General features: G+C 69.2%; 17 protein-coding genes. 8 read left to right on the top strand and 9 right to left on the bottom strand.

Features of this window, described 5'->3' with window-relative positions; translation table 11 throughout:
* The first annotated feature begins 5 nt into the window (after nucleotides 1-5).
* Nucleotides 6-995: a porphobilinogen synthase gene (gene hemB, locus C1924_RS19245; RefSeq protein WP_108766748.1), complete on the top strand. Its 990-nt coding sequence runs from the start codon at nucleotides 6-8 to the stop codon at nucleotides 993-995.
* Nucleotides 996-1,028: 33 nt separating this feature from the next.
* Complete coding sequence (locus C1924_RS19240) at nucleotides 1,029-1,298, top strand: hypothetical protein (protein ID WP_108766747.1); 270 nt, start codon at nucleotides 1,029-1,031, stop codon at nucleotides 1,296-1,298.
* A gap of 111 nt (nucleotides 1,299-1,409) precedes the next feature.
* Here C1924_RS19240 and C1924_RS19235 read toward each other — a convergent pair whose 3' ends face one another.
* The gene (locus C1924_RS19235; protein ID WP_108766746.1) at nucleotides 1,410-2,273 is read right to left on the bottom strand and encodes a PD40 domain-containing protein; all 864 of its coding nucleotides are present in this window, start codon (nucleotides 2,271-2,273) and stop codon (nucleotides 1,410-1,412) included.
* Nucleotides 2,274-2,321: 48 nt separating this feature from the next.
* Here C1924_RS19235 and aroE point away from each other — a divergent pair, with 48 nt between their 5' ends.
* The 3 genes from aroE to dinG all read left to right on the top strand — a co-directional run bounded on the left by aroE (nucleotide 2,322) and on the right by dinG (nucleotide 5,885).
* Entirely contained in the window at nucleotides 2,322-3,167 is an 846-nt protein-coding gene (gene aroE / locus C1924_RS19230; RefSeq protein WP_108766745.1) for a shikimate dehydrogenase, read from the top strand.
* A 3-nt stretch (nucleotides 3,168-3,170) separates the two neighbouring features.
* Nucleotides 3,171-3,536, top strand: coding sequence for a hypothetical protein (locus C1924_RS19225; protein ID WP_108766744.1), 366 nt, complete (start codon nucleotides 3,171-3,173; stop codon nucleotides 3,534-3,536).
* A 246-nt stretch (nucleotides 3,537-3,782) separates the two neighbouring features.
* Complete coding sequence (gene dinG / locus C1924_RS19220) at nucleotides 3,783-5,885, top strand: ATP-dependent DNA helicase DinG (protein WP_108766743.1); 2,103 nt, start codon at nucleotides 3,783-3,785, stop codon at nucleotides 5,883-5,885.
* A 57-nt stretch (nucleotides 5,886-5,942) separates the two neighbouring features.
* Here the strand turns inward: dinG and C1924_RS19215 are convergent, their stop codons facing one another.
* Nucleotides 5,943-6,554, bottom strand: coding sequence for a hypothetical protein (locus C1924_RS19215; protein WP_108766742.1), 612 nt, complete (start codon nucleotides 6,552-6,554; stop codon nucleotides 5,943-5,945).
* Nucleotides 6,555-6,699: 145 nt separating this feature from the next.
* Nucleotides 6,700-8,538, bottom strand: a complete 1,839-nt coding sequence (gene ilvD / locus C1924_RS19210) for a dihydroxy-acid dehydratase (RefSeq protein ID WP_108766741.1) — start codon at nucleotides 8,536-8,538, stop codon at nucleotides 6,700-6,702.
* Between the two features lie 452 nt (nucleotides 8,539-8,990).
* On the opposite strand from ilvD, the gene C1924_RS19200 reads away from it, so the two are divergent.
* From C1924_RS19200 to C1924_RS19190, 3 genes are read left to right on the top strand one after another with little or no spacing between them, the layout of a single operon-like run.
* Nucleotides 8,991-9,560, top strand: a complete 570-nt coding sequence (locus tag C1924_RS19200; RefSeq protein ID WP_108766739.1) for a DUF1190 domain-containing protein — start codon at nucleotides 8,991-8,993, stop codon at nucleotides 9,558-9,560.
* Nucleotides 9,561-9,567: 7 nt separating this feature from the next.
* The gene (locus tag C1924_RS19195; protein ID WP_108766738.1) at nucleotides 9,568-10,746 is read left to right on the top strand and encodes a glutathionylspermidine synthase family protein; all 1,179 of its coding nucleotides are present in this window, start codon (nucleotides 9,568-9,570) and stop codon (nucleotides 10,744-10,746) included.
* Nucleotides 10,746-11,402 carry a hypothetical protein gene (locus tag C1924_RS19190; protein ID WP_108766737.1) on the top strand — a complete coding sequence of 219 codons (657 nt, stop codon included), beginning with the start codon at nucleotides 10,746-10,748 and terminating at the stop codon, nucleotides 11,400-11,402. The genes C1924_RS19195 and C1924_RS19190 overlap by 1 nt, the downstream gene beginning before the upstream one ends.
* 219 nt (nucleotides 11,403-11,621) lie before the next feature.
* On the opposite strand, the gene C1924_RS19185 is transcribed toward C1924_RS19190, so the two are convergent.
* From C1924_RS19185 to C1924_RS19160, 6 genes are read right to left on the bottom strand one after another with little or no spacing between them, the layout of a single operon-like run.
* Nucleotides 11,622-12,920 (bottom strand): DUF58 domain-containing protein, encoded by a 1,299-nt coding sequence (locus tag C1924_RS19185; protein WP_108766736.1) that lies wholly within the window; start codon nucleotides 12,918-12,920, stop codon nucleotides 11,622-11,624.
* The gene (locus C1924_RS19180; RefSeq protein WP_108766735.1) at nucleotides 12,917-13,903 is read right to left on the bottom strand and encodes a MoxR family ATPase; all 987 of its coding nucleotides are present in this window, start codon (nucleotides 13,901-13,903) and stop codon (nucleotides 12,917-12,919) included. Before C1924_RS19180 ends, C1924_RS19185 begins: the two co-directional genes overlap by 4 nt.
* A complete protein-coding gene (locus C1924_RS19175) occupies nucleotides 13,900-15,093 on the bottom strand; it encodes a DUF4350 domain-containing protein (protein WP_108766734.1) in 1,194 nt (397 codons plus the stop codon). The genes C1924_RS19180 and C1924_RS19175 overlap by 4 nt, the downstream gene beginning before the upstream one ends.
* Nucleotides 15,090-16,673: a DUF4129 domain-containing protein gene (locus C1924_RS19170; protein ID WP_108767127.1), complete on the bottom strand. Its 1,584-nt coding sequence runs from the start codon at nucleotides 16,671-16,673 to the stop codon at nucleotides 15,090-15,092. The genes C1924_RS19175 and C1924_RS19170 overlap by 4 nt, the downstream gene beginning before the upstream one ends.
* Entirely contained in the window at nucleotides 16,663-17,655 is a 993-nt protein-coding gene (locus C1924_RS19165; RefSeq protein WP_108766733.1) for a stage II sporulation protein M, read from the bottom strand. The genes C1924_RS19170 and C1924_RS19165 overlap by 11 nt, the downstream gene beginning before the upstream one ends.
* The gene (locus C1924_RS19160; RefSeq protein ID WP_108766732.1) at nucleotides 17,652-18,341 is read right to left on the bottom strand and encodes an RDD family protein; all 690 of its coding nucleotides are present in this window, start codon (nucleotides 18,339-18,341) and stop codon (nucleotides 17,652-17,654) included. Before C1924_RS19160 ends, C1924_RS19165 begins: the two co-directional genes overlap by 4 nt.
* Between the last annotated feature and the right edge of the window lie 71 nt (nucleotides 18,342-18,412).

Genomic DNA, 18,412 nt, shown 5'->3' with positions numbered 1-18,412 from the left:
CTGCCATGCCTCACCCCCATTACCGCCCGCGGCGCATGCGCCATGACGAATTCTCGCGCCGCCTGATGCGCGAGAACACGCTGACCACCGACGACCTGATCTACCCGGTGTTCGTGCACGAGCTGGCCGGCCGCACCGCCGTGCCGTCCATGCCCGGCGTGGAGCGGCTGTCGATCGAGGAACTGCTGAAAGTGGCCGAAGAGGCGCTGGAACTGGGCATCCCGGTGATCGACCTGTTCCCGGTGATCGACAGTTCGCAGAAGTCGCTGGATGCGGCCGCCGCCTGGGCCGAAGACGGCCTGGCGCAGCGTGCGATCCGCGCGCTGAAGACGCGCTTCCCGGAACTGGGCGTGATGACCGACGTGGCGCTGGACCCGTACACCACGCACGGCCAGGACGGCATCATCGATGACAAGGGCTACGTGCTCAACGACATCACCGTCGAGGCGCTGGTGAAGCAGTCGCTGTCGCATGCCGAAGCCGGCGCGGACATCATCTCGCCCTCGGACATGATGGACGGCCGCATCGGCGCCATCCGCCGTGCGCTGGATGCCGACCACCACCTCAACGTGCGCATCATGGCCTACTCGGCCAAGTACGCCTCGGCGTTCTACGGCCCGTTCCGTGATGCGGTGGGCAGCGCCGGCAGCCTTGGCAAGGCCGACAAGAAGACTTACCAGATGGACCCGGCCAACGGCGACGAGGCCCTGCGCGAGATCGCGCTGGACCTGGAAGAAGGCGCGGACATGGTGATGGTCAAGCCGGGCATGCCCTACCTGGACCTGGTGCGCCGGGTGAAAGAAAAGTTCGGCGTGCCGACCTTCGCTTACCAGGTCAGTGGCGAGTACGCGATGATGAAGGCCGCCTTCGCCAACGGCTGGCTGGACGAACGCGCCTGCGTGATGGAGTCGCTGCTGGGCTTCAAGCGGGCCGGCGCCGATGGCGTGCTGACCTATTTCGCGCCGCAGGTGGCGCGTTGGCTGCGCGAGCGCTGACAATAGCGCTCACGACGGACGGAGGAACACGCGATGGGACCGGAAATGGGATGGATGCAATGGCTGATCTGGGGCACCGGCACACTGGTGTTCGGCGCCATCATCGTCGGCGTGTTCGTGGCTGCGTGGCGGGCCAGCCGGCGCCCGCCGGAGCAGCTCTCCGCCGCCGCCCGCGTGGCCCGTGAGCAGGCCCTGCCGGAAAGCGTGCAGGCCGAACTGGCCGCGCTGAACCGCCGCAAGGACAACGGCCAGCTGAGCGAGATCGATTACGAGAAGCAGCGCGCCCAGGTGTTGGCGCGCTGAGAGGCGTGGTCCGGGGTTGGATCCCCGGTAGTCGCCAACCTTGGTTGGCGCTCCAAGGCATGCCAACCAAGGTTGGCATCTACCAGACGGCCATCCACGCATGGCGTAGATCTACGGCATGCACCCGGCCACGGTCGCCACCTTCGGCACCGCCAACCGGTACACGTCTACGCCCCCGGCGCGCGGCGCCTTCGCGGCACTGCTGGACACCAGCATCTCGCCGGGCTTGGCGTTGTCCACCACCGGCGTGCCGGTCCAGCCCCCGGTCTGGTTGAACGACAGCCCCAGTGGCTGCAGCGCCGCGCCGGTCCAGGCACACGCGCTGGTCATCACCTGCGCGGCTTCGCCGTTGCCGCGGCTGAACACCACTGCGCCAGCATCGCCCAGCCAGTCGCCGTCGGTTTCATCGGCGGCCGTGTTGAGGCCATCCAGTGCCACCGCCACGCCACGCACACCCTGCGCATCCAACGGCGCCACGAACAGATCCCAGCCGGCACCACGCCCCTGGTTGCGGGCGAACAGCAGGCGGCGGCCGTCAGCGCTCAGCGCGGCGCCACGCTCCGCACGCGTGCCCCCCTTCCCGGCCAGCGCCTGCGCGTGGCCCACGCTGCCATCGGCGGCGACCGGCGCGCGGTACAGCGCCCATCTGCCCTCACGGCCAGCGGCGAACAGCAGCCAGCGGCCATCGCGGCTGAGCCAGGGATCCAGCGCCTCGCCGGCCACGTCCACCGGCAGGGCCTGCGCCTGCTGCCAGCGGCCGTCCACCACCCGTGCCTGCCACAACCCCCAGCCGGCCTCGCCACGGCGGGCGAAGACGATGCGCTGGCCGTCGGCACTGATCGTCGCCCGGCCTTCGTCGGCGCGGGTGGAGACCACGCCCATGCCCTCGATGCCGTACTCGTTCAACGCCATCGCCACGGGGGCAGAGAGTAGACTGGCGGCCAGCACCAGCAGGGTCGGGGTGATGCGCATCATCCGGGTCCTTGCACGAAAGTGCACCAGTCTAGCCAGCTTGAGGATTCCATGACCGATCGTTACGCCGTCTTCGGACACCCCGTTGCCCACTCGAAGTCGCCGCTGATCCACGCGACGTTCGGTCGCCAGGAAGGCATCAGCATCGACTACCGTGCGATCGACCTGGCCCCGGACGCGTTCCTCGCCGGGCTGGAAGCCTTCGCCGCCGAAGGCGGTGTCGGTGCCAACGTCACCTCGCCGCACAAGGAGGCCGCGTTCTCGGTGTGCACCACGCTGACCGCTCGCGCGCGCCGCGCCGGTTCGGTGAATACGCTGCTGCGCAAGGGTGACCGCTGGCACGGCGACACCACCGATGGCATCGGCCTGGTGCGTGACCTCACCGACCGTCACGGCCTGGACCTGCGTGGCCGCCGCGTGCTGCTGATCGGCGCCGGGGGTTCGGCACGCAGCGTCGCGCCGGCGCTGCTGGATGCCGGCATCACCGAACTGGTGGTGGTGAACCGCACGCCGGAACGTGCCGACGAACTGATCGACGCCATGGGAGAACCGGGCCGCGCCATCAGCCGTTACTGGGAAGACCTGCGCGAGCTGGGCGATTTCGAGCTGATCCTCAACGCCACCTCGGCCGGCCGCGACCGCGATGTGGAGTTCAAGCTGCCGCTGTCGCTGGTCAATTCGATGACCACCGCCGTGGACCTGAACTACGGTGAGGCCGCCATCGCGTTCCTGGCGTGGGCGCGCGCGGCGAACTGCCGCAACTCCGTCGATGGCCTGGGCATGCTGGTCGAGCAGGCCGCCGAGAGCTTCCTGCAGTGGCATGGCGTGCGCCCGCAGACCGATGAGATCTACCAGCAGCTGCGGGCCGGTGCCGGCGTCCTTGCCGGCGAGGACTGATCGATGGACAGTTCCTCGCTGCTGCTGAGCGTGCTGAGCATGATCGGCGTGCGCCTGCCGGTGCTGATCGCCCTGTGCGTCGGCCTGGTCTGGGTGGTGGGCGCGCCGCGTGACGCCGCCCGCAGCGGTGCGCTGGCGGGGCTGGTGCTGCTGCTGGTGGCCAACCTGGGGGGCGTGCTGGCCAACGTGGTGCCGCTGTGGCTGGTCAGCAGCGGTGATTTCAGCGCCATTTCGGCCATGAGCGCGGTGCTCGGCGGCGTGCAGTTCGTGCTGTCCCTGCTGACCGCCTTCGGTATCGTGCTGATGGTCTGGGCACTGGTGCGCGTGCTGCGCAGCCGTTCGGTTCCGCCGCCGCCACCGTCGCGGTAACGCCGGGCTGCGGCTGCTTCTGGTAGAGGCCGACCTGGGTCGGCGCTGTGGCAGGTGTGCCAACCAAGGTTGGCACCTACCAGGGCGGTGCGCTGGCAACGCCGCATCTGGCCCGGCCCGGTACAGCCATCCGGCCCATGAAAGCCACGCCCCGACGCCGCTGACCCTGTTCAGCGCCCGCGCCTCGGTCCGGGTGGCCGGCCATGCGACAATGGCCGGCCTGATACAGCCACGGTACTTCCCGGCGTGACCGAAACCGTCGCCGCCCCGCGCAAGCTCGATGACGCCTTGAAGGATGCGATCCGCAAGGCGTACACGACCCTGCAGGCCAACACCCCCGGCTTCTCCACCCGCCGCTCGCAGAGCCAGATGATCGGCGTGGTGTCGCGTGCGCTGTCCACCAGTGGCGGCGTGGGCGTGGTCGAGGCGCCGACCGGCGTCGGCAAGAGCCTGGGTTACCTCACCGCAGGCGTGCCCATCGCGCTGGCCAGCAAGAAGAAGCTGGTCATCAGCACCGGTACCGTGGCCCTGCAGTCGCAGCTGGTCGAGCGCGACATTCCCAATTTCCTCAAGGCCACCGGCCTGGACGCGACCGTGGCGCTGGCCAAAGGCCGTACCCGCTACCTGTGCACGCGCAACGCCGCCGAAGCGCAGGGCGAGGGCGCGCAGGGCGGCATGTTCGAGGACGAAGCGCCGCTGTACGACCGGCCGCTGGCGCCCATCGAAATGGATATCGCCAAGCGCCTGTCCGATGCGTTCACCAGTGGTACGTGGGATGGCGACATCGACAACGCGCCGGAGACCATCAGCCCCGGCCTGCGCAGCCGCATCACCACCCCGGCGTCGGCCTGTGCCGGGCGCCGCTGCGCGTATTCGGCGCAGTGCGCGGTACTGCGCTCACGCAATACCGTGCGTGATGCGCAGATCGTGGTGACCAACCACGCGCTGCTGCTGTCGGCGCTGTCCATTGGTGACAGCGACAACGGCCAGCCGATGATCGCTGCACCGTCGGATATGCTGCTGGTGCTGGACGAAGGCCACCACATCGGCAACGTGGCCATCGACCAGGGCGCGGCCAGCCTGGCCCTGGATGACATGGCCAAGCGCACCGGCCGCCTGCAGATCCTGATTGCCGGTGCCTACCGCGCGGTCGACAAGGACCGCCTGGGCAACCTGCTGCCGAACGAGGCCATCGACGTGGCCAGCAACGTGGCCAAGCAGCTGCGTGCCTTCCGCGACCACATCGAAGCGGTGTGGATGCCGGCACCGGCCGACGAAGATCCGATGTGGCGTGCCGCCAACGGGCGCCTGCCCGAGGCCTGGCGCGAGCCGATCGAAGCGCTGGCCGATGACACCCGCAGCCTCTACAACTGGGCCCATGCCGCCAACGCACAGGTGGCCAAGGGCAAGCCGGACGACGCGGCGCGCGAGCGCCTGCAGCGCAACCTCGGCATGGCGCTGGAAATGATCGAGCAGCAGTACAACCTGTGGCAGGCCTGGCGCCGCGAGGACAAGGACGGTGCGCCGCCCACCGCGCGCTGGGTGACCGCCACCCGCGAGGGCGACCTGGTGCTGCACGGCTCACCGGTCTCGGCCGCGCATGTGCTGCGCAAGCTGCTGTGGGATGAAGTGGATTCGGTGGTGATGACCTCGGCCACGCTGACCGGCGGTGGCGACTTCCAGTCGCTGGCCATCGACAACGGCATTCCGCCGGACGCGGAGATGGTCTCGCTCGCGTCTCCCTTCGACCTGCCCAACCAGGCCGAGCTGATCGTGCCGAAGTTTCCGGTCACGCCTGATGACCGCGAAGGCCATCCCCGCGAAGTGGCGCGCTACCTCGACCAGGAACTGGACTGGGGCAAGGGCTCGATGGTGCTGTTCACTTCGCGCTGGAAGATGGAAAAGGTGGCCGGCCTGATGTCCACCGCGCGCCGCAAGCAGGTGCTGGTGCAGGGCGACATGTCCAAGACCCGGCTGATCGACGAACACCTGCGCCGCGTCGCCGCCGGCGAGGGTTCGGTGCTGTTCGGCCTGAACTCCTTCGGCGAAGGCCTGGACCTGCCCGGCGAAGCCTGTACCACCGTGGTCATCACCCAGGTACCGTTCGCGGTACCGACCGACCCGCAGACCGCGACCTTGAGCGAATGGGTGGAGGCGCGCGGCATGAACGCCTTCAACCTGATCGCCATCCCGCACGCGCTGCGCACGCTCACCCAGTTCGCCGGCCGCCTGATCCGCACGTCCACCGACACCGGCCGCGTGGTCATCCTCGATTCGCGGCTGCTGACCCGCCGCTACGGCAAGCGCATCATCGACGCGCTGCCGCCGTTCAAGCGCGTGATCGGCTGAGGCGGGGTCGGATCCCTTCCGCAGGAAGGGCTCTGACCCCAGCACGCACTCGGTCACTCAACCGCCTTGCGGCTTCCGGCATGCGGTATCACCCAGCGCGCCGTGGTAATCGCGGTCGAAGCAGCGCAGGAAGCCATCGAGCACATCCAGGTTCGGTGGCCAGGCCACATCCACCTTCTGCCCGCCTGCCGTCGTAAAGTGGTAGCGCCCATCCTTCAACGCCCCCGCGAATTCCTCCGGTGTGGGAATCGCGACCAGCGCCGCGCGGGCCTTCTCCAGTGCCGCACGATCGTGCTGCAGGAAGGCAACCGTGCCGTCCACGTAGGCATTCCAGTAACCGGGATCCTTGTCCTTCGGCTTGTAGGTGCGCTGCATCAGAGCAATCGCCTGGGCCGTCTGCCCGAGCTCGGCGCGCAGCTGCCCCTCATGCCAGATGATGGTGGTGTTGCCCGCCGCCTTGGGCAATGCAGCGTAGGCGGCGAGCAGATCAGCGGCTTCGCGCTGGCAACCGCGCTCGGCCAGCGGGCGCCAGCCGCCCTCCAGATCCTGGTCGAACGCATCCGGTTCCATCGCCAGCATCGCATCGCGGTCGTAGCTGCAGTCCGGCGCCTTCGACGGTTCGGGTGCGGCGCCCAACGCAGCGGCCAGGGCAAGCGAAAGCAACGTCATCACAACCTCCGTGTCGGTGTTTCGTCCTACCTTACCGCTGATGGCTGGAACGGGGTCAGAGCCCTTTCTGCGAAAGGGATCCGACCCCTTGCCGCGATCCGGGGTCAGATCCCTTCCGCAGGAAGGGCTCTGACCCCAGCATCCTTCAATCGCTCAGCAGGGCGGTGTTGCGCACCGCGCCCTTGTCGGCGCTGGTGGCCAGCAGGGCGTAGGCCTTCAGTGCGCTGGTTACCTTGCGCGGGCGCGCTTCACGCGGCTTCCAGCCACGCGCGTCGGCGTCGGCGCGGCGCTGGGCCAGGGTGGCGTCGTCCAGCAGCAGGTCGATGCGGCGGGCGGGGATGTCGATGCGGATGCGGTCGCCGTCTTCCACCAGGCCGATCGTGCCGCCGCTGGCGGCTTCCGGCGAGACGTGGCCGATCGACAGGCCCGAGGTGCCGCCGGAGAAACGACCGTCGGTCAGCAGCGCGCACTGCTTGCCCAGCCCCTTCGATTTCAGGTAGCTGGTGGGGTAGAGCATTTCCTGCATGCCGGGGCCGCCCTTCGGGCCTTCGTAGCGGATGACCACCACGTCGCCAGGCTTCACTTCATCGGCCAGGATGCCGGCCACGGCCGCGTCCTGGCTTTCGAACACGCGCGCGCTGCCCTCGAACACGTGGATGGACTCGTCCACGCCGGCGGTCTTCACCACGCAGCCATCAACGGCCAGGTTGCCGCGCAGCACGGCCAGGCCGCCTTCGGCGGAGTAGGCGTGCTCGACGCTGCGGATGCAGCCTTCGGCGCGGTCCACGTCCAGCGTGGGCCAGCGCGTGGCCTGGCTGAAAGCCACCTGGGTGGGAATGCCGGCCGGACCTGCACGGAAGAAGTCGTGCACGCTGGGTTCGTCGCTGACCGCCACGTCCCAGCGTTCGATGGCATCGGCCAGGGTGCGGCTGTGCACGGTGGGCACGGAGGTATCCAGCAGGCCGCCACGCGCCAGTTCGCCGAGGATGCCGTACACGCCGCCGGCGCGGTGCACGTCTTCCATGTGGTACTTGGGCGTGTTCGGCGCCACCTTGCACAGCTGCGGCACGCGCCGCGACAGCGCATCGATGTGGGTCAGGTCGAAGTCCACTTCGGCTTCCTGCGCCGCGGCCAGCAGGTGCAGGATGGTGTTGGTGGAGCCGCCCATGGCGATGTCCAGGGTCATCGCGTTGGCGAACGCGGCCTGGGTGGCGATGCCACGCGGCAGCGCGCTTGCTTCCTCGCCGCCATACCAGCGATGGCACAGTTCGACGATCAGGCGGCCGGCGCGCAGGAACAGCTGCTCGCGGTCGGCATGGGTGGCCAGGGTCGAGCCGTTGCCGGGCAGCGACAGGCCCAGCGCTTCGGTCAGGCAGTTCATCGAATTGGCGGTGAACATGCCCGAGCAGGAACCGCAGGTGGGGCACGCGCTGCGCTCGAACTCGGCGACCTTCTCGTCGCTGGCGCTTTCGTCAGCGGCGATGACCATGGCATCGACCAGGTCCAGCTTGTGTTCGGACAGCTTGGTCTTGCCCGCTTCCATCGGGCCACCAGAGACGAACACCACCGGGATGTTGAGGCGCAGTGCGGCCATCAGCATGCCGGGGGTGATCTTGTCGCAGTTGGAAATGCACACCAGTGCGTCGGCGCAGTGCGCGTTGACCATGTACTCGACCGAGTCGGCGATGATCTCGCGGCTGGGCAGCGAGTACAGCATGCCGTCGTGACCCATGGCGATGCCGTCGTCGACGGCGATCGTGTTGAACTCCTTGGCGACGCCGCCGACCTTTTCGATCTCGCGCGCGACCAGCTGGCCGAGGTCCTTCAGGTGCACGTGGCCGGGCACGAACTGGGTGAAGGAGTTGGCGATGGCGATGATCGGCTTGTGGAAGTCGCCGTCCTTCATGCCGGTGGCGCGCCACAGGGCGCGGGCGCCGGCCATGTTGCGGCCAGCGGTGGAGGTGCGGGAGCGGTATTCAGGCATGGCTGGCGGAACGGGCGGGCCGTACAACGTGGGGGTCGCCCGATCATGGACAATTTTTTCGGTTGCTGCTGCAACCACCGAAGGTGGTGCGGCAGGGCTGCGCCCTGCACCCGCAGAGGCCAAGGCCAAGGCAACGTCAACGGCAAAAGCGGGCATTCCGTGGGATGGCGGGGCACTGTGGGTGTGCGGGGACGCCTTAAACCCGTCCATGGGGGGCTTGGTCGCCGCATCCATGCGGCTCACACCCCGCACACCCACAGTGCCCCGCCTTCGACAGTTGGCCGCGATCTGACGGGGTCGGATCCCGTTGCTGCGCAACGGGCTCTGACCCCGGGTTCGCGATCAGGCCGGTGAAAATGAAATTCCGTTCATCTTTCCCACTTTGCCGATTCCGGTTGTTGGCGTGGATTTGGCATCATTGGGGAATTGATCCGACTCCGAGGCATGACGCCATGAAGCGTTCCCGCACCACCGCGCTGCTGTTGATGAGCGCTGCACCCCTGCTGTTCACCGCCTGCCAGAAGGACGAACAGGTGCAGGTGCAGGAAGGCCTGTACACCTCGGTGGAGGCCTGCACCGAGGCGACGGGCGATCCTTCCTCGTGCCGCAATGCGTTTGCCGAGGCCCAGCAGAAGGCCGCCGATGCGGCGCCGAAGTACGCCAGCAAGGAAGCCTGCGAGCAGGACTACAAGCCCGAGCAGTGCGTGCAGCAGCACACCTCGGCCGGTACCTCGTTCATCGGCCCGATGATGATGGGCTTCTTCATGTCGCAGATGCTGAGCAACCGCGGCGGTCTGGCCCCGCAGGCACCGGCGTCGGCCCCGGCTTACCAGGACAAGAACGCCGGCTGGGCGCGCCCGGCCCCGGGCGGCACCGGTGGCATGAACACCGCCAGCGGCATCGGTGCGGGCAAGGCCGGCCTGGCCCCGGTCAGCAGCGAACCGAACCGCGCCGTCACCGCCAGCCGCAGCGGCTTTGGCAGCACCAGCGCCCGCCGCAGCGGCGGCAGCTTCGGCGGCTGATCGACCCATGCAGCGAATCCGCATTGCCGAGCGCGCCCAGTGGCGGGCGCGCGCGGAGGAAGCCGGTTTCCGCTTCCACACCATCGATGGCCAGCCGTACTGGGATGAAAGCGCGTACTACGCCTTCACCCTGCGCCAGATCGAGGTGGACATCGAGGACCCCAGCGCCGAACTGCACCAGATGGCGCTGGATCTGGTGGGGGACGTCATCGCCAGCGAGCGCCTGATGGACCAGCTGGCGATTCCTGCCCATTACCGCGACTGGATCGCCGAGAGCTGGCGCCAGCGGCAGCCTCATCTGTATGGGCGCCTGGACCTGGCCTACGACGGCACCGGCCCGGCCAAGCTGTACGAACTGAACTACGACACGCCGACCTCGCTGTTCGAGGCCAGCTTCTTCCAGTGGCAGTGGCTGGAGGACCAGCGCAACGCCGGCCGCCTGCCGCAGCACGCCGACCAGTTCAACGGCATGCACGAGGCCCTGGTCGAGCGCTTCGGCGAGCTCGCCGCGCGCCTGCCGCCGCCGCTGTACTTCAGCGCCGTGGGCAGTTCGGACGAGGACCGTGGCACGGTCGACTACCTGCGTGACTGCGCGGCCCAGGCCGGCCTGCAGGGCGAGGCCATCGCCATCGAGGATATCGGCCTGTCCGAGGACGGTCGCTTCACCGCGCTGGACGACACAGTGATCGGCACGCTGTTCAAGCTGTACCCGCTGGAAGACCTGATGGCCGAGGAATTCGGTCGCGCGCTGCCCGGTTCGGGCATCCAGCTGCTGGAGCCGGCGTGGAAGGCGGTGCTGAGCAACAAGGGCATCCTGCCGCTGCTGTGGCAGCGCAACGTGGGCCACCCGAACCTGCTGGAAGCCCACTTCGATGACGGCAGCGCGCTGGCCTCGGGCTGGGTACGCAAGCCGCTGTTCTCGCGCGAAGGGGCCAACATCGAGATGCATCTGGCCGATGGCAGCACCCAGCGCAGCGATGGCCCCTACGAAGGCCCGGCCATCATCCAGCGTGCGCACCCGCTGACCCGCTTCGAGGGTGGCTACCCGTTGATCGGCAGCTGGGTGATCGGTGACCACGCCTGTGGCATCGGCATCCGCGAGGACGACAGCGCGATCACCCGCGACAGTGCGCGATTCGTGCCGCACGCGATCGTGGACGAGGCGCCGACGCGGATCTACGTCTGATGGCGGTGCGGCGGCCCTTGGGCCGGCGCGGGCGAACGACGCCGGTGTCGGGGCGGCACTTCGACGATGGCCGCACGCTGCACGCCTTCGCCGGGCGCGTGGCGGTGCGCTGCCATCGCTGTGATACGCCAGGCTGGGTGGTTGCCAGCTGGCAGCCTCACCGCTGGACGGCGCGCTTCCGTTGCACCGGCTGCAGCGTGGCGCTGGACAGCGGTGCCTGGGTGGGCGCGGTACGCATCGATGGCCGCCGACCGTGCGGTTACTGCGGTCACCAGTGGGTGTGCGTGCACCAGCATCGGCCGTCGGCCTCCACGGCCGTGCCCGAGGTGCTGCCGGCCAAGTGCGCGCAATGCGGGCGCACCAGCGAGGTGAAGGTCAGCGTCTGCCCGTTGCGCGATGCCGAGCCGGCAGATCCGCATTTCGGCCTGCCGTTGCGATTGGTCGAGCCCACCCGTGCGGGCCTGCTGTGGGCCTACAACGCCGAGCACCTGCAGGTGCTGCATGACTACGCGACGTCGGCACTGCGTGAGCATGGTGGCGTGCACAACGCCTCGATGTTCTCGCGCCTGCCGCAGTGGATGAAGCTGGCCCGCAACCGGGTGCTGCTGCAGCGTGCGGTGGAGCGGTTGCAGCGGCGATTGCTGGCGGCCGCGTAACGGTTTCGGTAGATGCCAACCTTGGTTGGCACCTACCAGAGCGTTCGCAGTGGCGGTTGCTGCAGGGGTAGTGCCGGCCGCTGGCCGGCAGCTGTTTGCCATTTCGGTAGATGCCAACCTTGGTTGGCGCCGTGGGTTTCGTGCCAACCAAGGTTGGCACCTACCAGAGCGTTCGCAGGCGGCTGCAACGATCCGCCGGACACTGCCCGGCGCTACCGATCAGAGCAGCCCTTCGCGCTTCACCGCCAGATACCGTTCCACCAGCGCCGCAGGCAGGGCATCGGCGGTGACGTCCAGCACCATCACTTTTTCGCTGCGCAGGGCTTCGTGGGCCTTCGCGCGCTGCTGCAGGTAGAGTGCAGCGGCACCGGCCTGGGCGGCGTCTTCCAGCGTGTTTACTTCGCCTTCCAGGGCGGTATCCAGTTCGCGTTCGCGCAGGCTGGCCACGCACACCAGATGGCGGCGCTGCAGCAGGCGCACTGCGGCCAGCAGGTCTTCGATGTCTTCGTCGCGCACATTGCTGACCAGCATCACCAGTGCACGCCGGCGCTGGCGCAGCGACACTTCGGTGGCGGCGGCCAGGTAATCGGTGGCCACGGCCTGCGGCTGCAGGTCGTAGCTTGCACGCAGCAGGTGTTCCACCGTGCCCATGCCACGCTGCGGCGCCACCCAGCGGCGCTCGCCGCCCACCGCGAACAGGCCGGCGGCATCGCCCTGGCGCAGTGCCAGGTAGGCCACCACCAGCGATGCATTCAAGGCATGGTCGAAGTGCGAAAGGCCGCCCTCGCTGGCCAGCATGCGCCGGCCGTTGTCGAGCATCAGCAGCAGCTGCTGGTTCTTCTCGTCCTGGTATTCGCGCGAGATCAGCTTGCGCGCGCGTGCGGTTGCCTTCCAGTCAAGCTGGCGCAGGCTGTCGCCGATGCGGTACTCGCGCATCTGGTGGAAGTCGGTACCCTCGCCACGGCGGCGCTTCACGTGGGCACCCACCAACCGCGAGGCCTGGTCGGCACTGAACAGGGCGAAGCGGGTGAGCGGGACGAAGTTGGGATACACCCGCACCTCCAGCGCGGGTGGCAGCAGGCGCTGCTGCCACCACAACCGCCACGGCGAGCGGATGCGTACATCCACGCCGTCGAACTGGAAGCGCCCGCGTTGCTGCGGCAGCACCTGGTAATGCAGGGTGCTGGCGTGGCCGGCGCGCAGCTGCAGGCGCTGCGGCAGCGCTTCCAGCGGCCAGCCGCCGGGCACGCGGTCGAATACCTGCACCTGCATCGGCTGTTCGGCCAGCAGGCGCAGGCCGATCTCGCGGCGCACGCCCAGTGCCAAGGCCTCCGGTACCTGGCGCTGCACCTGCGGCGATGCACGTCGCCACTGCCGCCACAGATCCACCAGCGCCAGCGCGGCGACCACGGCACCGGCCACGGCCCAGCTGCCGCGCGGCAGCAGCCCGCCCAGCACCACGCCGCCCAGCGCGGCCCAGGCCGCCAGCAGCACCAGCAGCAGCGGCGCAGGCCTCATCGGCGCGGTGCTTCCACCTTGGCCAGCAGCGCACCCAGCACGTCGTCCGGGCCCTGGCCTTCGATCTGCAGTTCCGGCGCCAGTGCGATGCGGTGGCGCAATGCCGGCCGTGCAATGTCACGCACATCGTCGGGGGTGACGAAATCGCGGCCGGCCAGTACCGCCTGCGCACGCGCAGCACGCACCAGCGCGATGCTGCCACGCGGGCCGGCACCGACGGCGATGCCCGGCCAGGAACGGGTGGCCGCCACGATGCGCACGGCGTAGTCGATCACTTCGTCATCCACGGTGATGGCCGCGGTGGCCTGCTGCAGCGCCAGCAGTTCGCCGGCACCGAGCACGCGCGGCACCTGGCTGAGGTCGAAATCGCTGGCGGCGCGACCCAGGGTGATGGCCGCGACCATGCGCTTCTCGTCGTCCAGCTGCGGGTAGTCGATGAGGACCTTCAGCAGGAAGCGGTCCAGCTGCGCCTCCGGCAGCGGGTAGGTGCCTTCCTGTTCCAGCGGGTTCTGCGTGGCCAGCGCCATGAACGGCGGCGCCAGGGTGAAGGCTTTGCCTTCGATGGTCACCTGGCCTTCCTGCATCACTTCCAGCAGCGCCGACTGGGTCTTGGCCGGGGCGCGGTTGATCTCATCGGCCAGCAGCAGGTTGGTGAACACCGGGCCGCGACGGATCTTGAAGCTCTCGCTCTTGGGGTCGTACACGGCGTGGCCGCTGACGTCGCTGGGCATCAGGTCGGGGGTGAACTGCACGCGCCCGTAGTCCAGTTCCATCGCCTGCGCCAGGGCGCGCACCAGCAGGGTCTTGCCCAGCCCGGGTACGCCTTCGATGAGCACGTGGCCGCCTGCCAGCAGGGCCACCAGGATCTGGTCGAGCACGTCGGCCTGGCCGATGAAGGCACGGCCGACGGCATCGCGGATGGCATCGACGCGTTCGATCAGGCGGGCGGCAGCGGCCGCCGGAAGCTCAGGGGCATCGGTCATAGCAGGGATCTCATCTGGAGCAGCAAGCGGATGCGCTCGCGCAGGGCGGAGGAATCGTGCGGCGAAGGAACGGTCAGGGCGGTGGCCACGCGGCTGGCGGGCCACTGCAGCACATCGGCGATGGCCTGGTCACGGGCAGCGCCGTCCAGCGCGGCCGCCACCGGAGCGCGCAGGCGCAGGCGATGCAGGAACAGCGCCTGCACGGCGTTGTACAGCTGCGCGCCATGGCCGAAGCGAAGCAGCAGTTCGCCACTGGCGCGCACGTGTTCCAGCAGCGAGCGGCGCTCGACGACCGGCGAGGGCAGCACGCTGCCCAGGCGCTGCGCACGCGCCCACAGCCAGCCCAGCAGGGCCAGCAGCAGCGGTATCCACACCGGCCAGCCCTGCAGCACGATGCGCGCCAGCAGTGTGGGCGGGCGACTGCCATAGACCAGCCAGACGGTGCCGCGCCCGTAGTTGGGGTCCAGCAGGTAGCGGGTCAGGTCGCGGTGGGAAAGATCATGCAGGCCATCGCGCTGCGGTGCGTCCTTCGTGGCTGTCGCGCGTTTGCGCGGCGGCGTGGTGGGGCCAGCACCGCGCATGAACTCCATGTCCGCCAGCACATCGATGCGGCCCTGGCCGTGGCGCAGGCGGGCGAACGCCAGGCCCTCCTCATTGCCCCAACGGCGCTCGGCCTTGGAATTGGCGGTGAAACCGAGGCTGAAGCGGCGGCCGTTGCAGAACTCCACGTGGTGGGGATCGTCCACCACGTGGAAGGGCTGGCAGTGCTGGCCATGGAACAGGCTTTCCACGCCGATGCGGTCCAGCAGAGGCCCTTGGGTGGTGCTGGCCTTGTCCTCGCCCGGCGGCTGCGTGCGCAGCAGCAGATGGCCGCCACGCCCCACCCAGTCCAGCAGCGCCTGCGCGGTGCCGGGCGGCATTTCCCGGGTGTCCTGCAGCAGCACCACGGTATCGGTGTCGCCCAGCGCCATCTTCGCCAGCTGCAGGCGCTGCAGGGACTGCACCTCGATGCCGTCGGCGCGCAGCGCCTGCCCCAGCACGTACAGCGGGTTGTAGGCCGCTTCGCCCCGTGGCGGCAGCACGATGGTTTCGGTCACCTTCTCGTGCGTGCGCAGGAACAGTACGGCCAGCGGCACGCCCAGCAGCACCAGCAGGCCCAGCAGCAGCGACCAGAAAACGCGTGGGCTCATGCCTTCCACCCGAACTGCTGGCGCAGCGTGGCGGCCAGTCCATCGAACTCATCGCGCGTGGGCAGGCGGCCGCCGTACGCGGCGTACTGCCACGTGCGCACGATGCGGGCGAACAGATCGCGGTCCGCAGCCTGCGGCAGGCGTCGCGAGGCACGCAGGCACTGTGCTTCGGTCGCGCCGGGGGGCAGGGCGTTGCCGGTGCGTTCGACCAGGGTGCGCACGCTGGCGCGGTACAGCAGGGCCAAGGCCTGGCGCGGGCGCCCCTGGTCCCACAGCAGGCCGGCCTGGGTGGCCACATCCGGCGGCAGCACCACCGGCATGTCCACGGCTTCTTCCTGCACGCGCGGGGCGTCCTTCGTCTTGCGCCGGCCCGTGCCACGCAGCCAGGGCCACCAGAGCCGGGCGGTCAGCAGCAGCACCAGCACCACCCCGCCCAGCAGCGCCCACAGGCCCCATTCGGCCACGCGTGCCAGCAGCTTCAGCTTGCCATTGCGCTCGCCACGGTTCTGGCCGGCCTTGTCGTCCTTGCTGTTGTCTTTCTCGGCCTTCTTTTCTGCCGCGCCATCGTCGATCGGCTTCCATTCGGTCACCTGGCGCAGCGGGCGCTGCAGCGGATCCTCGTAGGCCCGGTTCACCGCCTGGCGGAAGCCGCTGGTGTCGACCGGCTTCCCGCCGAAGACGCCCGCGGCGGTATTGCCGGGGTCATTGGCGGCCGTCAGTTCCGCTTCAACCCCACGCTCCGCATCGGCGTCCGCGTCCTGCGCGTGGGCCGGTGCCAGTGGCAGGGCCAGGCACAGCAGCAGGGCCAGCGTGGATGCCGCCGGCAGCAGCCGCTCGCGCAGCCGGCGCAGGGCAATTTCCACGTCCCACGCTTCCATCTGCGTGCGCCGGTTGAGGTACAGGCCGAAGCCGGCGCCCACATAGAACGGGCCGATCAGCGCGGCGGCCAGCCAGCTCAGCAGGTTCAGCACCAGGTCCGCCCACGGCGGGGTTTCAACGCTCACCATGGCCCAGGCCGCGCGCCACGAATCGGGCAGCAGTTCCAGCGGTATGAACAGGAACACCGCAGCGATCGCGCCCAGCACCAGCACCAGCTCGAAGCCCAGGCAGATCAGCGTCAGGATGATGGCCGGTCCGGCCGCGCCTGCCGCCACGGCGCGCCGCCGCGGGCCACGCTGTGCCGGCGCGTTGCCTTCCAGCAGGTTCACCGGCAGGCACAGGCTGCGCAGCAGGCTGAAGCGGCGCCAGCCCAGGTAGCCCCAGAAACCGGTGCCACCCCAGTGCCGTTGCGCGGCCAGGGCCGCCCGCGCGCCCACCTGCTCGCCGAAGATGCCACGCGAGAGCACGTACAGCGGCGCGCGCTCGAACAGCGGGTTGCACCACCACATCGCCAGCGACGCCCAGGCGAAGCCATCCAGCCACCAGGCCAGCGCGTTGAACAGCACGAACAGCGGTGCGCTGGCCAGCAGCCAGCTGCCCCATACCGCACGCGCGTGGCGGCGGGCCAGGGCGGTGCCCAGTTCCATGGCTTCCCAGCTGCTGCGTGCGCGCAGTGCCACGTCCAGGTGGTCAATGCGCACGTTCACCCCCACGGCCACCGCGCCACAGCCACAGCAGCACGCCGGCCCACAGCACACCGGCCACGCTGTACTTGGCCCACGCCGGGATCTGCGCGATCGACGACCAGAACGCTTCCACGAAGGCGGCCAGCAGCAGCATGAAGGCCACGCCCAGGCACAGCCGGGCGCCGATGCGGCCACCTTCCACCAGCGCGTCGATGCGGCGGCGTCGACCGGGCGCCAGCAGTTTCATGCCCAGCTGCAGACCGGCACCGCCGGCGATGACGATGGCGGTCAGCTCGAAGGCGGCATGGCCGACGACGAAGCGCCAGAACGGATCGCCATGGCCGATCTGCTGCAGGTGGCCCGCAACGGCGCCGAGGATGACGCCGTTGAACAACAGCACCAGCAGCGTGCCCAGCCCGGCCAGCAGGCCGCTGGCGAACGTGCGCAGGGCGATGCTGATGTTGTTCATGATGTAGTAGCCGAACATCATCCAGTCGGTGCCGCTGTCACGCCCGAGGCGGTCGGCCGCCGGGTCGTACATGCGTTCCATCTCGGCGATCTGGCTGTTGTCCATCAGCAGGTGGACGCTGTCCGGGTACAGCTGCACCACGGCGAAGCAGGCCAATGCCGGCACCGCGAACATCGCCAGTGCCACCCACATGCTGCGCGCCTGGCTGCGTACCAGCATCGGGAAATCGGCGACCAGGAATTCCAGCGCCCGCCGCCAGCGCACGGGCGGGGTGCGGTACAGGACACTGTGACCCTGCTGCATCAGCTGCTGCAGGCGCTGCACCAGCTGCGGGCTGTAGCCGCGTTCGCGGGCGAGTGCCAACTGCTGGCACAGGCGGCGGTAGCGCTGGGGGAAGGCAACATCGCCGGGATCACCGGCTTCCGGACGGCGCCGCCTGCGGCGCGACGCGCCTGCGCGGTGCTGCAGCCACTGCTCCAGTGCCTGCCATTCCTGCTGGTGCCGGGCGACGAACTGTTCCTGCTTCATCGGCGTCCCAGCAGCCAATTGGCCATCGCATACAGGCGCAGCACGCCCACCTGGCCGGCGGCACCGGTCAGCGGTTCGGCAATGCCGGCCAGTTCCTGTTGGCGGCCCGGCGACAGCCGCGGCGCGCGTTCGGCGAAGGCCATCACCGCCGCCTGTTCCTGCGGGCGCAGCGGCTGCGGGGGTACCAGCACGCTGTCGATGGTGGTCGGCGGCTGCAGGTAGTGCATGGGCTCGTGCACCACCACGGTGCCGGCCACGAGGTCGCCCAGGCGGCGCCCGTAGGGATCGAACAGGCTGCTGAGCAGGCCCAGCGCGTAGCCGAACGGCAGCATGTCCACGGTGCGCAGCAGGTTGCGGGTGATCGACGCCATCCAGCCCACCGGTGCGCCATCGCGCGACAGCACGCGCAGGCCCAGCACACGCTTGCCCAGGGTGCGGCCCCACAGCGCTTCGCAGACGATGGGGTAGGCCCACATCAGCAGGAACATCAGCGCCATGTAGATGCCGCGGCCGAGTTCATCCAGCAGCGCCAGCGGAATGGACAGCAGCACCAGCGCGCCGAAGCGGATGCCCAGGTCGACCAGCCAGGCCAGCGCACGCGGCATCGGCCCGGCGGTGGGCAGCTGCAGTGGCACGCCTTCCGGCGTTACCACCTCGCGGTAGGTATCGAGCATGGGCGCTGCCATCAGTGCGACGGCTGCGGATGTGGGCGCTGGAGTCCTCTCCGGCGTGCTGCCACAGGCATGGGGATCTCGAC

It is taken from the genome of Stenotrophomonas sp. ESTM1D_MKCIP4_1 (genome assembly GCF_003086895.1).
Taxonomy (GTDB): Bacteria; Pseudomonadota; Gammaproteobacteria; order Xanthomonadales; family Xanthomonadaceae; genus Stenotrophomonas.
The sequence above is the reverse complement of the archived record's forward strand: the minus strand, read 5'-3'. Positions and strand labels throughout refer to the sequence as shown.

Excerpts from the sequence above, each read along its gene's own strand:
- hemB (WP_108766748.1), top strand. The coding sequence starts at position 6 with ATGCCTCACCCCCATTACCGCCCGCGGCGCATGCGCCATGACGAATTC.
- C1924_RS19240 (WP_108766747.1), top strand. The coding sequence starts at position 1,029 with ATGGGACCGGAAATGGGATGGATGCAATGGCTGATCTGGGGCACCGGC.
- C1924_RS19235 (WP_108766746.1), bottom strand. The coding sequence starts at position 2,273 with ATGATGCGCATCACCCCGACCCTGCTGGTGCTGGCCGCCAGTCTACTC.
- aroE (WP_108766745.1), top strand. The coding sequence starts at position 2,322 with ATGACCGATCGTTACGCCGTCTTCGGACACCCCGTTGCCCACTCGAAG.
- C1924_RS19225 (WP_108766744.1), top strand. The coding sequence starts at position 3,171 with ATGGACAGTTCCTCGCTGCTGCTGAGCGTGCTGAGCATGATCGGCGTG.
- C1924_RS19215 (WP_108766742.1), bottom strand. The coding sequence starts at position 6,554 with ATGACGTTGCTTTCGCTTGCCCTGGCCGCTGCGTTGGGCGCCGCACCC.
- ilvD (WP_108766741.1), bottom strand. The coding sequence starts at position 8,538 with ATGCCTGAATACCGCTCCCGCACCTCCACCGCTGGCCGCAACATGGCC.
- C1924_RS19200 (WP_108766739.1), top strand. The coding sequence starts at position 8,991 with ATGAAGCGTTCCCGCACCACCGCGCTGCTGTTGATGAGCGCTGCACCC.
- C1924_RS19195 (WP_108766738.1), top strand. The coding sequence starts at position 9,568 with ATGCAGCGAATCCGCATTGCCGAGCGCGCCCAGTGGCGGGCGCGCGCG.
- C1924_RS19190 (WP_108766737.1), top strand. The coding sequence starts at position 10,746 with ATGGCGGTGCGGCGGCCCTTGGGCCGGCGCGGGCGAACGACGCCGGTG.
- C1924_RS19185 (WP_108766736.1), bottom strand. The coding sequence starts at position 12,920 with ATGAGGCCTGCGCCGCTGCTGCTGGTGCTGCTGGCGGCCTGGGCCGCG.
- C1924_RS19180 (WP_108766735.1), bottom strand. The coding sequence starts at position 13,903 with ATGACCGATGCCCCTGAGCTTCCGGCGGCCGCTGCCGCCCGCCTGATC.
- C1924_RS19175 (WP_108766734.1), bottom strand. The coding sequence starts at position 15,093 with ATGAGCCCACGCGTTTTCTGGTCGCTGCTGCTGGGCCTGCTGGTGCTG.
- C1924_RS19165 (WP_108766733.1), bottom strand. The coding sequence starts at position 17,655 with ATGAAGCAGGAACAGTTCGTCGCCCGGCACCAGCAGGAATGGCAGGCA.
- C1924_RS19160 (WP_108766732.1), bottom strand. The coding sequence starts at position 18,341 with ATGGCAGCGCCCATGCTCGATACCTACCGCGAGGTGGTAACGCCGGAA.